This is a genomic window from Pseudomonas sp. (assembly GCF_036404235.1).
GTDB lineage: Bacteria > Pseudomonadota > Gammaproteobacteria > Pseudomonadales > Pseudomonadaceae > Aquipseudomonas.
Genome location: NZ_DASWOT010000165.1, coordinates 1 through 13,538, shown reverse-complemented (window position 1 = coordinate 13,538; position 13,538 = coordinate 1). Strand labels below are relative to the sequence as shown.

Below are 13,538 nucleotides of genomic sequence, written 5' to 3'. Positions count from 1 at the left end.
TGCCATTCAATTCACTGCACAGTCAACTGCCGCAAAGATAAAAGGTGCCCCTGATGTCTGCCCAACGTTTCAAGCAAGCCTTTGCCTGCTTCGCTGTCCTTGCCTGCCTCACCACCGCTCCCTCCGCTTTCGCCCATGCTCATCTGGAAAGTGAATTGCCCGCTGCCGACAGCGAGGTGACATCGCCCAAAGAGCTGCGTTTGACCTTCTCCGAAGGCGTCGAGGAAAAATTCAGTAAAGTCAGCATCAGCCTCGACGGCCCTGGCGACAGCACCGAGATCGTTGCTGCGCAGACCATCGCCACTGATCCGGCCGACAAGAAAATCCTGATCGTGACCCCGGCTGTTGCGTTGACACCCGGAAAATACAAAGTCGAGTGGCACGCGGTGTCGGTTGATACCCACAAAAGCGAGGGGGTCTATCGCTTCAAGGTGACCCCATAGCGTTATGCATGAAGCATTGATCCTGTGCCGATTCGTGCATTTCGGCACGGTGTTGCTGCTATTTGGTATCAGCGTTTTGCATCCGACATTGCTCAGGTCGAGCCTCGAAGCGCTTGGGAAAAGCCCTTTGGCTCTGCGCGTCGATCACTGCAAGGTGTGGCTCGCGGCTGTCGCTTTGCTGAGCGCGTTGGTGTGGCTGATGTTGACCGGCGCCAGCATGGCTGGGGAATGGCGTGATGCGGTTGATCTCGACACCCTCACGCTAGTGTTGGGCAATACCTTTTTTGGTCATGTGTGGAGCCTGCATCTGGTCTGCAACTTGTTGGTGTTAATCGCCACCGTCAAAGCGCAGCATTTTTCGAGGGTATTGCAAACGGCCCTCATCGGCTTACTGCTGTTTACCCTTGCACCCGTCGGGCATGGCGCGATGTTTGATGGGGTTCGAGGGCAATTGCTGATCCTCAATCAAATCATTCATCTGTGCGGCGTCGGTACGTGGCTTGGCGGCCTGTTGATGCTGACGATGGTACTCGCTACGCCACAGGGCATCGACCGGCGTCAGGCGCTTCTGCGTTTCAGCGGCATCGGCTATGTTCTGGTGGCGACCATCGTCGTCACCGGCCTGATCAACGTTCGCGCGCTCAGTGGCGCATTCTGGCCTGAACCGGCGTTTTCCGGCTTTGGCCTGGTGCTGGCAATAAAAGCTGGGCTGGTGTTGGCGATGCTGATGTTGGCGGCGGTCAACCGAACCCTGGCTCATGCAAACACGCCCAACTTCGCGGCCTTGAAGACCAGCGTCCTGTTCGAATGCCTATTCGGTGCTGCGGCACTCGCGGCTGTTTCGCTGTTGGGCACACTGCCGCCGATGCTGATGGACTAACTGCAGAATTTGACCGCAAGACCCGGAGTTCGCGCTCGCGACAGAGCGAATAACCTGCGTAGCCACTCAACCCTCAGAACGACCGGACCTCAGAGGTAACGCAGCCATGTCACGCACCAGATCCGTATCAACTGCCACCGTGATAGAAAACGATCCGCGTTGGGCCTGCGTGGTTGCCCGCGATGCCTCAGCGCAAGGACAGTTTGTCTATGGTGTGCGGACCACCGGGGTTTATTGCCTGCCCGGCAGCGTTGCGCGCTTGCCTCGTCGAGTTCTTCGACAGCGCAGCCGAGGCAGAGGCCGCTGGCTATCGCCCCAGCAAACGCGCTGCTGCAGATCAGTCGCAGATTGGCGAACAACATGCGGCGCTGGTGACCAACGCCTGCAGGCAAATCGCCGAGGCCGAACAGATCCCCAGTCTCCATCAACTGGCCGAGCAAGCGGGTCTCAGTCCGTGGCATTTTCATCGGGTCTTCAAACATGTAACAGGCCTGACGCCCAAAGGCTATGCCACAGCCCATCGGGGCCAGAAAATGCGTCAGAAACTGGCCGATAACGGCTCGGTAACCGACGCTCTTTATGAGTCCGGTTTCAATTCCAACAGTCGCTTTTACGAAGCGTCTGACAAGCTGTTGGGCATGACGCCGACGGACTACCGCAAGGGGGGCACCAACAACGAGATACGTTTTGCCGTGGGTGAATGTTCACTGGGGGCGATTCTGGTGGCACAGAGCGCGCGCGGCGTCTGCGCGATTCTGTTGGGGGATGATCCGCAGCAATTGATCCGCGATCTGCAAGACAAGTTCCACAACGCCACCCTGGTGGGTTGTGACGCCCAATTTGAGCAACGGGTCGCCCTTGTGGTGGGGTTTATCGAGGCGCCGGGCGTCGGTCTAGATCTGCCGCTGGACATACAGGGCACCGCGTTTCAGCAACGGGTCTGGCAGGCCCTGGCGCAGATTCCGTTCGGCAGTACTGCCAGTTATGCCGAGATAGCCCAGCGCATCGGCGCGCCAAAATCGTTCCGGGCCGTGGCCCAGGCGTGCGGCGCCAATTGGCTCGCGGTGGCCATTCCGTGTCATCGAGTGGTTCGCAGCGACGGCGCGTTGTCCGGCTATCGCTGGGGCGTCGAGCGTAAACAGGCGCTGCTTGAGCGCGAGGCATTGGCTGAGAAAACATCGGCAGTGCCGCGCTGAACAAACTGGTAACAACTTTTCGAGGTAAGAAGCTCAAGGTGGGTTAGCCTTTTTCGACTCAAACGTTCGTCAAAAAAAGTGGAGCAGTAGCCTTATGGACAAGACTGGCAAGAGTGAAAATCGCAAGTGTGGCGCCGAATCCGCCCTGACCTTTTGGTTGATCGCCGATCAACTTAATGCACGCACCGAGGGTGAGCGCCTCAGCTATATCCGATCAGGTTTTCCACCGGGCTGGGTCAAAGTGACCCGCGAAGCATTCAGGCTCGACACTGAGCGACTTGAACAACTGCTCAACGCATCAATATCCACGCTTGAGCGCAGACAGCGACAACAACAACCTCTAGACCTGGTGTCTTCCGAACGATTGGATCGCATCGCAAGCATCGCCACCCAGGCTGTGGAGGTTTTCGAGAACCCAGACATCGCCCGTTGCTGGATGGTGACCCGCAATGCTGCACTGGGTGATCAGCGGCCTATTGATCTGTGCGAAACCGAAATCGGCGCGAGACAGATCCGTCGAGTGTTGTCTGCTCTGGTCTGTGGCGGAGCCGTCTGATGGAGGTGTGGAGAATCGCCAAAGCAAGTTCAGTCGACGATCTTTCCGGGCAGGATGCGGCACTCAACGGCGGACGCTGGAATCACCGGGAACATTGCGCCGTTTATGCCGGCCTGACGCCTGCACTGTGCGCCCTTGAGACCTTCGTCCATGCCGCCGAAGTCCCACGTTGGCCGCTGAAGATTGTTCGCTTGAAACTGCCTGATATCGCGGCCCTGTACTGGCAACCCACATTCGCGCAATTGCCACCGGGGTGGAACGCCTGCCCAGCCGATATACCGAGCATGGATTTTGGCACCACCTGGCTGAACAACAACGAACACCTGGGGCTGATTGTGCCGTCCGCGATGCTGAATCAGGCGCAACACATCATGCTCAACCCTCGCCACAAGGCAATCAGTCAAATCGAGGTCGTCGACATGAGTGATCTTTTCTACGACCGGCGCATGTCCATTCTGACCGGTTAACGACAGGCGTCGACCATCACCCTGCCCCGAACCTTGCCGTCCAGTCGCTGGTCGGCAACTTCAATGATCTAGGCATCGGTCGATCCCGGGCACTCTGGGAAACTTGCGCACGATCAGGCCTTAGGCTTCATCAATCCAGGCCAATTGAGCGTGTTAACCTGCGGTCTTTGTCGAATAAGATGCTGTCGAGCATGCTTGCCTTCGATATAGACCAGTCGTCTATAAGATCAAATGCGACTGGTGATTACCCTCCATTCGTTTTGCCACTGCCCTCGGAGAACCCGTCCATGATTGCCTGGCCCGACACCCGCCTTCTTAAACTGTTCGACATTGAGCTGCCTATCCTGCAAGCACCAATGGCGGGCGCCAGCGGCTCTGCCATGGCCATTGCCGTGGGTAACGCGGGCGGTCTGCCTTCCCTGCCGTGCGCCATGCTGAGCGCCGAGCAGATCCGTGAAGAAGTCGGGTTGATTCGTCAGCACACGCGGGCTCCGTTGAACCTGAATTTCTTCTGCCATGTCAGCCCCGCGCCAAATCCCGAAAGCGATGCACGCTGGAAAACCCTGCTGCAACCTTACTATCAAGAACTCGGCGCGGACTTCGACGCGCCAACGCCGGCGTCTAATCGTAGCCCGTTCGACAATGCCGCCTGTGAACTGGTCGAGGAGCTAAAACCTGAAGTGGTGAGCTTTCACTTTGGCCTGCCGGACGCCGCACTGGTCGCTCGGGTACACGCCACCGGTGCGAAAATCATCTCTAGCGCGACCACCGTCGCAGAAGCCATCTGGCTTGAGCAACACGGCTGTGACGCGATCATCGCCATGGGTTACGAAGCCGGAGGGCACCGAGGGATGTTCCTCAGCGATCAGTTGCACACTCAAGTTGGCACGCTGGCGCTGGTCCCACAAATCGCTGATGCCGTCGACGTGCCGGTGATTGCCGCAGGCGGTATCGCCGATGGTCGCGGTATCGCTGCAGCCTTTATTCTCGGCGCATCTGCGGTGCAAATCGGCACCGCTTACCTGTTCTGCCCGCAAGCCAAAGTCACGGCGTTGCACCATAAAGCGCTACGGACGTCGACCGACAGCCAAACTGCGCTCACCAACATTTTTACTGGCCGCCCGGCGCGTGGCATCGTCAATCGCATCATGCGTGAACTGGGCCCCATCAGCGCGGTTGCGCCCGCATTCCCCACAGCAGGCGGCGCGCTGATCCCCCTGCGGGCCAAGGCCGAGCCGCAAGGTGACGACGGCTTCATGAACTTGTGGGCCGGACAAGCCGTTGGGATCAAACATGAATTGTCCGCAGGCGATCTCACGCGGCAACTGGCTATTGACGCATTGGAAAAACTGGCGAGGCACTGAGGCGCGCTGCGCCGGGTAAATCTGACTCAGGTGAAAACTGTGCTTCCTTGGGGTGATGAGCCGCTATATATTTCGGTGCATAGCGAACGGCCGGTACTGGCCGTTCTGTGTTGCCCCACAAAAAACACTCAGGAGCTGTTTGATGCACGCCATCTCCCTTCGTCTCACGCTGCAACCCCTTGGCCTCGCTTTAACGATTGCCGCTGGCGTCTTCTCGGTCAGTAGCGCCAGCGCCGATGAAGTTCAAGTGGCCGTCGCGGCCAACTTTACTGCACCGATCCAGGCCATCGCCCAAGACTTTGAAAAGGACACCGGCCATAAACTGGTCGCCTCCTTTGGCGCCACCGGGCAGTTTTATACCCAGATCAAAAATGGCGCGCCGTTCGAAGTGTTCCTGGCGGCCGATGACACCACGCCCGCCAAACTCGAACAGGAAAACGAGATCGTCAAAGGCTCGCGGTTCACTTATGCGGTCGGCACCCTGGCGCTGTGGTCGGCAAAGGAAGGCTATGTCGATGACAAGGGTGAAGTGCTGAAGAAAAACCAATACCAACACCTGTCCATCGCCAACCCCAAAGCAGCTCCCTATGGCCTTGCCGCCACACAAGTGCTGGAAAAACTCGGCCTGACCGAAGCCACCAAGCCTAAGCTTGTCGAAGGCCAAAGCATTGCTCAGGCTTATCAGTTCGTCTCCACAGGTAACGCCGAATTGGGTTTTGTTGCGCTGTCGCAAGTGTTCAAGGACGGTAAATTGAACAGCGGTTCGGCATGGATCGTGCCCGCGAACCTGCACGAGCCAATCAAGCAGGACGCCGTGATACTCAATAAAGGCAAGGACAGCGCCGCTGCCAAGGCACTGATGGATTACCTCAAAGGTCCGAAAGCCGCTGCGGTTATCAAGTCTTTCGGGTATCAGTTGTAAATGCCGCTGGGCAGTGCCGACCTTGCGGCCATCTGGTTGACGCTGAAACTGGCGTCGCTCACCACCGTGATATTACTCATCGTCGGTACGCCCATCGCCCTCTGGCTGGCGCGCACCACGTCCTGGCTCAAAGGGCCGATTGGCGCCGTGGTGGCGCTACCTCTGGTGCTGCCGCCGACAGTGATCGGTTTCTATTTATTGCTGTTCATGGGCCCAAACGGCGCGTTGGGGCAGTTGACCCAACGCCTTGGGCTGGGGACGCTGACATTCAGCTTTAGCGGGCTGGTCATCGGCTCGGTGTTGTACTCAATGCCCTTCGTGGTGCAGCCACTACAAAACGCCTTTGCGGCCATTGGCACACGGCCACTTGAAGTCGCCGCCACCTTGCGCGCCAACCCTTGGGATACGTTCTTCTCGGTGGTGCTGCCATTGGCGCGGCCCGGGTTCATTACCGGCGCGATTCTCGGCTTTGCCCATACCGTGGGCGAGTTCGGTGTGGTGTTGATGATCGGTGGCAACATCCCGGACAGGACGCGTGTGGTGTCCACCCAGATCTACAACCACGTCGAATCCATGGAGTACCTGCAAGCGCACTGGCTGGCCGGGTCCATGCTGGTGTTTTCTTTCATTGTTCTGTTGGCGCTCTACTCCAGCGGCAAGACTAAAGCGGCCTGGAGTTGACCCCATGACCCTACCCATCGAAGTCCGCCTGCAGGTGGACTACACGCGCTTCGCTGTAGACGTCGATCTGACGCTTCCCGGCCAAGGCATCACCGCCTTCTTCGGCCACTCGGGCTCGGGCAAGACCACGTGCCTGCGCTGTATCGCCGGTCTGGAAAAAACCGCCCGCGGCCTTGTCCAAATCAATGGTGAAACCTGGCAAGACAGCGCCAAGGGCATTTTCTTGCCACCGCATAAACGGGCGTTGGGCTATGTGTTTCAGGAGGCCAGTCTGTTCTCGCACCTGACCGTAAAGGGCAATCTGGAGTTCGGCCTGCGGCGCATTCCGGCCCGTGAGCGGCGAGTGCAACTGGATCAGGCCAGCGAACTGCTGGGGATCGATCACCTGCTGACGCGCCACCCGGACAACCTCTCCGGTGGCGAACGCCAGCGTGTCGGCATCGCTCGCGCATTATTGACCAGCCCCAAACTGTTGCTGCTCGATGAACCGTTGGCGGCGCTGGATGCCAGCCGCAAACGTGAAATCCTGCCGTACCTGGAGCGCCTGCACGACGAACTGGAAATCCCAATGCTCTATGTCAGCCACTCACAGGACGAAGTGGCGCGGCTGGCAAACCATCTGGTGCTGCTCAGCGAGGGCAAGGTGTTGGCCAGCGGTCCCATCGGCGAAACCCTGGCGCGCCTCGATCTGCCACTGGCCATGGGCGACGATGCTGGCGTAGTGATCGGGGGCACGGTCAGCGCGTATGACCCGGACTATCAATTGCTGACCGTGCGCTTGCCAGACAGCGACCTATCGATTCGGGTGGCACATTCGCCACTGCGGTCGGGTCAACCCCTGCGCTTCAAAGTCCAGGCGCGGGATGTCAGCCTCAATCTGCAACCGGATGAACAGAGCAGCATTCTCAACCGCCTCCCGGTCACGGTCGTCAGCGAAGTACCTGCTGAAAACGCTGCCCACGTTATGGTACGGCTAGACGTTGGCGGCACGCCTTTACTGGCACGCATCACACGGTTCTCTCGCGATCAATTGCAACTGCGTCCCGGCCTGTCGCTGTGGGCACAGATCAAGTCAGTGGCCGTGCTGGCCTGATCGGACTGCACAGAGCCGTCTGTGATCAGTCTTCATAAAAACTCGGCACGACTGAGAATGGCGGCGGTCAATCGCAAGACCAACCCCCAGGACAGTTCATCATGCCCGACCCAGTCATCGCTCAACTTCCGAAGGATTTGCATTACGTCGATGACACCCAGCCCGGCTTTAGTCGGAAAATACTGCGCGGCAAATTCATCTATTTCGATCAACACGGCGAACGCATTCGCGACCAGGCCGAGATCAAGCGCATCAACTTGCTGGTGATTCCTCCAGCCTACACCGATGTGTGGATCTGCGCCGACCCTCGTGGGCACCTGCAGGCCACCGGGCGTGACGCGCGCGGTCGCAAACAGTATCGCTACCACCCACGCTGGCGCGAGATTCGCGACGAAAACAAGTATTCGCGGATGATCGCCTTTGGGAGGGCGCTGCCCAAAGTACGCAGGCAACTCGAGGCCCAACTGTCGGCGCCCGGCATGGGCCGTGACAAGGTGATGGCGGCGGTCATTTCCCTGCTGGACGCCACACTCATCCGTATCGGCAACAGCCAATATGCGCGAGACAACCGTTCCTATGGCTTGACCACGCTGCGTAATAAACACGTTGAGGTCAAAGGCAGCGAAATCCTGTTCGAATTTCGTGGCAAGAGTGGCGTCGAGCATCAAGTCAGCGTCAAGGATCGGCGTTTGGCCAGGATCATCAAGCGCTGCATGGAGCTGCCAGGTCAGCACCTGTTTCAATACCTGGACGCCGACGGTCAGCGACACACCGTCTCATCGTCTGACATCAACAGCTACCTGCACACCCTCACGGGCGCAGACTTCACCGCCAAGGACTACCGAACCTGGGCTGGCAGCGCGCTGGCATTGGCCACCCTGAGGAAGCTGGAATGGGAGCCAGAAGCCAACGCCAAAAAACACATCGTGGATATGATTAAGGCCGTTGCCCGGCAACTGGGCAATACCCCGGCAGTGTGTCGCAAGTGCTACATCCACCCGGCGGTATTGGACGGGTTTCTATTGGGCGAGTTGCATAAGCTGCCGCGTGCTCGTCAACGTAAAGGGCTTCGGGTTGAGGAGGTGGCGTTGACCAACTTCCTCAAAGGCCTTCAAGAGCGGGCGGCACAACAACGTGATTGAACGACGTTGCGTGGCTCGCTGGGCCCTGAGTTCAGTCAGTAACCCTTAATCACCGGAGAAACTCCACATAGCCGATGACAAGCATGCCCGTCGCGGCGAGAATTTCCACGATCCCGACTCTCGATAAGGCTGGACCATGAATTCGAAGCCCCCGTTACCCGCTGCATCCACACCTTCCATCGCAGGCAATACAACGCCTGAGCGCAGCGGTTTTGTCAGAGTGCGTGGCGCTCGTGAACATAACCTCAAAGACGTCGATGTCGACATCCCCCGCGATGCCCTGGTGGTGTTTACAGGGGTTTCCGGGTCGGGCAAATCATCGTTGGCGTTCTCGACGCTGTACGCCGAAGCCCAGCGCCGTTACTTCGAGTCGGTCGCGCCATACGCCAGACGCTTGATCGATCAAGTGGGCGTGCCGAATGTGGACTCCATCGACGGCTTGCCACCGGCCGTTGCCTTGCAACAGCAACGCGGCACGCCTAGCACGCGCTCGTCGGTCGGCAGCGTTACGACCCTGTCCAGCCTGATTCGCATGCTCTATTCGCGCGCCGGCAGTTATCCGCCGGGCCAGCCGATGCTCTACGCTGAGGACTTTTCCCCCAACTTGCCACAGGGTGCCTGTCCGCAATGCCATGGTTTGGGGCGCGTGTACGAAGTCACCGAACAACTGATGGTGCCCGATGATTCTCTGACCATTCGCCAGCGCGCTATTGCCTCGTGGCCGCCTGCATGGCAAGGCCAGAACCAGCGCGACATTCTGGTGACGCTTGGCTATGACGTCGACATCCCGTGGAGAGACCTGCCCAAGAAACAACGTGACTGGATTCTGTTCACTGAAGAGCAACCCACTGCGCCGGTCTATGCCGGGCTGACGCCTGAAGAAACCAAAGTCGCCCTCAAGCGTAAACTCGAACCCAGCTACCAAGGCACCTTCATCGGTGCTCGCCGCTATGTGCTGCACACCTTCACCCATTCGCAAAGCGCGCTGATGAAAAAACGCGTGTCGCAGTTCATGCGCGGCAGCCCTTGCCCACTGTGCGATGGCAAACGCCTGAAACGTGAAGCGTTGTCGGTGACGTTCGCCGGGCTCGATATCGGTGAGCTGCAGCAAATGCCGCTGCTGCGTTTGGCCGAAGTGTTACGGCCAGTCGCGGCGGGCATGTTTGCCGATGAGGTTAAGGGCATCAGCGACCCACTGGACCGCACGCAAATCGACAACGCTCGCACGCACCGCGTTAAAGCGGGTGGATCTGCTCACGATGCCGCTCCAAACGTGCGCGCGACGCCTAATCTGTCGATCGAGAAACGCCTGGCAGCGCAATGCATCGCTCAGGACCTGTTGGCACGCGTCAGCACACTCACCGACCTTGGCCTGGGCTATCTGGCTCTAGAGCGCAGCACGCCGACGTTGTCTTCCGGCGAATTGCAGCGTCTTCGCCTGGCGACACAATTGGGCTCGCAACTGTTCGGCGTGATTTATGTGCTGGATGAGCCTTCGGCCGGCCTGCACCCAGCCGACAGCGAAGCCTTGTTCGACGCCCTGCAGCAGCTAAAGGCAGCGGGCAATTCATTGTTCGTCGTCGAGCATGACGTGGAAATGATGCGTCGCGCGGACTGGCTGATCGATGTCGGCCCCGCTGCTGGCGAGCATGGAGGACGCATCCTCTACAGCGGCCCTCCGGCCGGGTTGGCTGAGGTGGAAGAGTCGCAAACCCGCGGCTATTTGTTCGCCACTCCACACGTGCAGGCCAAGCCCCGGCGACACGCGTCGGGCTGGCTGAAGCTTGAGGGCATCACGCGCAACAATCTGCACAACCTGAATGCCGAATTTCCGCTGGGCTGCTTCACCTCCGTGACGGGCGTCTCCGGATCAGGCAAATCGAGCCTGGTCAGTCAGGCGCTGCTTGAACTGGTTGGCGCAGCCCTCGGGCGCCCCGCTACAACCGCCGAACAGGAAGAGCCCAGCCTGGAAGATGACGCGCCGCAATTCACAGACGGGCGTATCGCCAGTGGGCTGGAGTCGATTACCCGGCTGGTGCAAGTTGACCAAAAGCCGATTGGCCGCACGCCTCGCTCCAACCTCGCGACTTATACCGGTCTGTTCGACAACGTGCGCAAGCTGTACGCCGCCACCCCTGACGCAAAAGCGCATCACTATGACGCGGGTCAGTTTTCCTTCAACGTCGCCAAAGGCCGCTGTCCGGTGTGCGAAGGTGAAGGTTTCGTCAGCGTCGAATTGCTGTTCATGCCCAGCGTCTACGCGCCCTGCCCGACTTGCCATGGCGCACGCTATAACCCCGAGACGCTGGCGATTACATGGCAAGGCCTGAACATCGCCCAAATCCTGCAATTGACCGTGGAACAAGCGGTCGAGGTGTTCGCCGCACAACCTGGCGTGCTCAGATCGCTGTCGGTACTGCGCGACATTGGTCTGGGTTACCTTCGGCTCGGCCAGCCGGCCACTGAGTTGTCGGGCGGCGAAGCGCAGCGCATCAAACTGGCCACCGAGCTGCAACGCAGCCAGCGCGGCGCCACGCTTTACGTGCTCGACGAACCGACCACCGGATTGCACCCATGCGACGTTGATCGGCTGCTCAAGCAACTGAATACACTGGTGGACGGCGGCCATACCGTCATCGTTGTTGAGCATGAGATGCGCGTGGTAGCGCAAAGTGATTGGGTCATCGACATCGGTCCAGGCGCCGGCGACAAGGGCGGCTGCATTGTCGCCAGAGGAACGCCGGAAAACGTAGTCAGGGTCAATGCGAGCCGCACTGCACCGTTTCTGAAAAGGGCTCTGCACGGGACGTGATATTGGACCGTTTGACCACGGGGGTTCAGCGCAAATGCTTGTTGCTGGACGCATAGTGATCCCACGCCTTGCTTGCGGCAGTCACTGCATTGCGATACCGGTCATGCTCGTCCCATTCTTCCTCACTCGAAGGGTAAGGGGTTGATTCGAGATGATTTCGAAAAGCTCGATAGGCTTGTGCCAGCTTCTGCTCCAGACGCTTTGACTCTGCGTGGTAATCGCTACCCATAACTGGCTCTCCAAAAGGGCGAAATGCCGCCCTTCAGGCATACGCCACATTTATGACGCTCTCGCGACCTGAGGCATGCGTTAAATATGGAGTGACCAGCGGTCTGTCATGTGAACGCCCACCCGCAGTTCGCCCAATTGCAATGGGCACCGCCGTACTGACTTTGCACCTCGCCGCGCGTTGTTCGTTAAGTTTAAATTCAGCTTCCATCGCTACTCTGGGCCGACCAAAATCAGCACAGGTCCAATTCGATGAAAAATCGTGAACTCACTCTCCTGCCTGCAGCGCTGTCCAGTAACGCATCCTCGGCTGCCAACTACATCGGTCGAGGCAACCAGCAAGCGACCACTGGAACCACCGCCCACGATGTGGCTGATATCACCACGTCCGGACTGAACCTCGGCGGCGACAAGTACGAGCTCAATGGCATAACCGGTGCTGTCATCGACTTCCAGAGAGTGCGTGAGCATAAAAACGCCGAAACCGACGCACAGCTTTTGGATTACTACCTCTATCTGCCGACCAAGCTGACGCCGCAGCAATGTTCTCGGGGAAGAGAGCTGCTGACTTGGTCGCACGAGGCTCTTGCATTCAGATCGGGGGCTTCCGTCAAAGCAATTCAGGAGTTCGAATCAGGTTCGCGGGAGATTCGGGCTGTTACAAGGCAAGCACTTGCGTACGCTCTTGAGGCTGAGGGTCTTCTGTTCTTCCCAGGTCATGAACCTATGGTGGGCAACGATTGCCCAGGAGCTACTCTTGATCCTCGACAGCGCAACGACTTTTACCTGATCGAGTAGCTGATATCCAGTTCGCAAACTAGACAAGGAACTCTGGGAAGGCAGGATTGATCTCGGCGATACCATCGCAAGGGTTCTCTTTACAGTCGTAGGATCGGATATGGTCCTACTGCACGGTTTCATTAAGAAAAACCAAAAAACACCAGCGTCCGATATGGCAACCGCTAAACAACGCAAAGCAAGACTATGAGGCACGCATATGAACAAGCACATCGGATCTGACTTTGACGACTTCCTCGCAGAACAAGGGTTGATTGAGGAGGTTTCCGCAGCAGCCATCAAGCGCGTGATCTCCTGGCAGATAGCCGAGACCATGAAAGCTCAACGCGTGACCAAGAAGGCGCTTGCCGAGCGTATGCATACCAGTCGGACAGCCGTGGATCGCGCTCTCGATCAGAATGATGCAGGAATGACGTTAGCAACTCTTGCCAGCGCCGCGAGGGCGCTCGGTCAGAGGGTGGAAGTACGACTCGTACCTGAGCGGGAAGAGGCGCACGCATAACACCTACTCAGAGTCTGTTCAACGAGCCCGAGAGCGAACCGCTCCGGGCTGTCGCCGACGCCGACGAAAGGTGGTGGCGCCCCGTCGTGGCAAGCGCAAACCCTTGTCGGCTGAGCTCGCGTATCGAAGTTATCCACGAACTGCCCGAACACGAGCTGACCTGCGCCTGCGGTTGCCGCAAGCATGTGATCAGTGAAGAAACCAGCGAGCAGTTGGACATCGTGCCGATGCAGATCCGCGTGATCAAACATATCCGCAAGGTCTACGGTTGCCGGGGCTGCGAAACGGCGCCGGTCACCGCCGACAAACCGGCGCAGTTGATCGAAAAGAGCATGGCCAGCCCCAGCGTCTTGGCCATGTTGTTGACCACCAAATATGTCGATGGCTTTCCGCCGCATCGTTTCGAAACGGTGTAGGGCCGACACGCGCAATAAAACCCTTTGTGATAGGGCGC

The 13,538-nt window shown here is 58.6% G+C and carries 13 protein-coding genes and 3 pseudogenes; all 16 read left to right on the top strand.

Annotated features, from left to right (window positions below; genetic code table 11):
• The first annotated feature begins 53 nt into the window (after positions 1-53).
• Positions 54-443, top strand: a complete 390-nt coding sequence (gene copC / locus VGC62_RS20870) for a copper homeostasis periplasmic binding protein CopC (RefSeq protein ID WP_331188974.1) — start codon at positions 54-56, stop codon at positions 441-443.
• Positions 444-447: 4 nt separating this feature from the next.
• A complete protein-coding gene (gene copD / locus VGC62_RS20865) occupies positions 448-1,323 on the top strand; it encodes a copper homeostasis membrane protein CopD (RefSeq protein ID WP_331188973.1) in 876 nt (291 codons plus the stop codon).
• A 106-nt stretch (positions 1,324-1,429) separates the two neighbouring features.
• A pseudogene (locus VGC62_RS27800) lies at positions 1,430-1,592 on the top strand (Ada metal-binding domain-containing protein); the annotation flags it as partial.
• Positions 1,533-2,519, top strand: a complete 987-nt coding sequence (ada, locus tag VGC62_RS20860; RefSeq protein WP_414705829.1) for a bifunctional DNA-binding transcriptional regulator/O6-methylguanine-DNA methyltransferase Ada — start codon at positions 1,533-1,535, stop codon at positions 2,517-2,519. The pseudogene VGC62_RS27800 and the gene ada, both read left to right, overlap by 60 nt.
• A gap of 94 nt (positions 2,520-2,613) precedes the next feature.
• The gene (locus VGC62_RS20855) at positions 2,614-3,075 is read left to right on the top strand and encodes an antitoxin Xre/MbcA/ParS toxin-binding domain-containing protein (RefSeq protein WP_331188972.1); all 462 of its coding nucleotides are present in this window, start codon (positions 2,614-2,616) and stop codon (positions 3,073-3,075) included.
• Positions 3,075-3,542 (top strand): RES family NAD+ phosphorylase, encoded by a 468-nt coding sequence (locus tag VGC62_RS20850; protein WP_331188971.1) that lies wholly within the window; start codon positions 3,075-3,077, stop codon positions 3,540-3,542. Before VGC62_RS20855 ends, VGC62_RS20850 begins: the two co-directional genes overlap by 1 nt.
• 287 nt (positions 3,543-3,829) lie before the next feature.
• Complete coding sequence (locus tag VGC62_RS20845; protein WP_331188970.1) at positions 3,830-4,906, top strand: nitronate monooxygenase; 1,077 nt, start codon at positions 3,830-3,832, stop codon at positions 4,904-4,906.
• Positions 4,907-5,048: 142 nt separating this feature from the next.
• The gene (gene modA, locus VGC62_RS20840; protein ID WP_331188969.1) at positions 5,049-5,828 is read left to right on the top strand and encodes a molybdate ABC transporter substrate-binding protein; all 780 of its coding nucleotides are present in this window, start codon (positions 5,049-5,051) and stop codon (positions 5,826-5,828) included.
• The gene (gene modB / locus VGC62_RS20835) at positions 5,829-6,509 is read left to right on the top strand and encodes a molybdate ABC transporter permease subunit (protein WP_331188968.1); all 681 of its coding nucleotides are present in this window, start codon (positions 5,829-5,831) and stop codon (positions 6,507-6,509) included.
• A gap of 4 nt (positions 6,510-6,513) precedes the next feature.
• Complete coding sequence (gene modC, locus VGC62_RS20830) at positions 6,514-7,602, top strand: molybdenum ABC transporter ATP-binding protein (protein WP_331188967.1); 1,089 nt, start codon at positions 6,514-6,516, stop codon at positions 7,600-7,602.
• Positions 7,603-7,703: 101 nt separating this feature from the next.
• Positions 7,704-8,744, top strand: coding sequence for a DNA topoisomerase IB (locus VGC62_RS20825; RefSeq protein WP_331188966.1), 1,041 nt, complete (start codon positions 7,704-7,706; stop codon positions 8,742-8,744).
• Between the two features lie 136 nt (positions 8,745-8,880).
• The gene (locus tag VGC62_RS20820; RefSeq protein ID WP_331188965.1) at positions 8,881-11,556 is read left to right on the top strand and encodes an excinuclease ABC subunit UvrA; all 2,676 of its coding nucleotides are present in this window, start codon (positions 8,881-8,883) and stop codon (positions 11,554-11,556) included.
• A 480-nt stretch (positions 11,557-12,036) separates the two neighbouring features.
• Positions 12,037-12,582, top strand: a complete 546-nt coding sequence (locus tag VGC62_RS20815) for a helix-turn-helix transcriptional regulator (protein ID WP_331188964.1) — start codon at positions 12,037-12,039, stop codon at positions 12,580-12,582.
• Positions 12,583-12,592: 10 nt separating this feature from the next.
• Positions 12,593-12,772: pseudogene (locus VGC62_RS20810) on the top strand (type II toxin-antitoxin system RelE/ParE family toxin); the annotation flags it as partial.
• A 9-nt stretch (positions 12,773-12,781) separates the two neighbouring features.
• The gene (locus VGC62_RS20805) at positions 12,782-13,084 is read left to right on the top strand and encodes an XRE family transcriptional regulator (protein ID WP_331188963.1); all 303 of its coding nucleotides are present in this window, start codon (positions 12,782-12,784) and stop codon (positions 13,082-13,084) included.
• Positions 13,084-13,497: pseudogene (locus VGC62_RS20800) on the top strand (transposase); the annotation flags it as partial. The gene VGC62_RS20805 and the pseudogene VGC62_RS20800, both read left to right, overlap by 1 nt.
• Positions 13,498-13,538 lie beyond the last annotated feature (41 nt).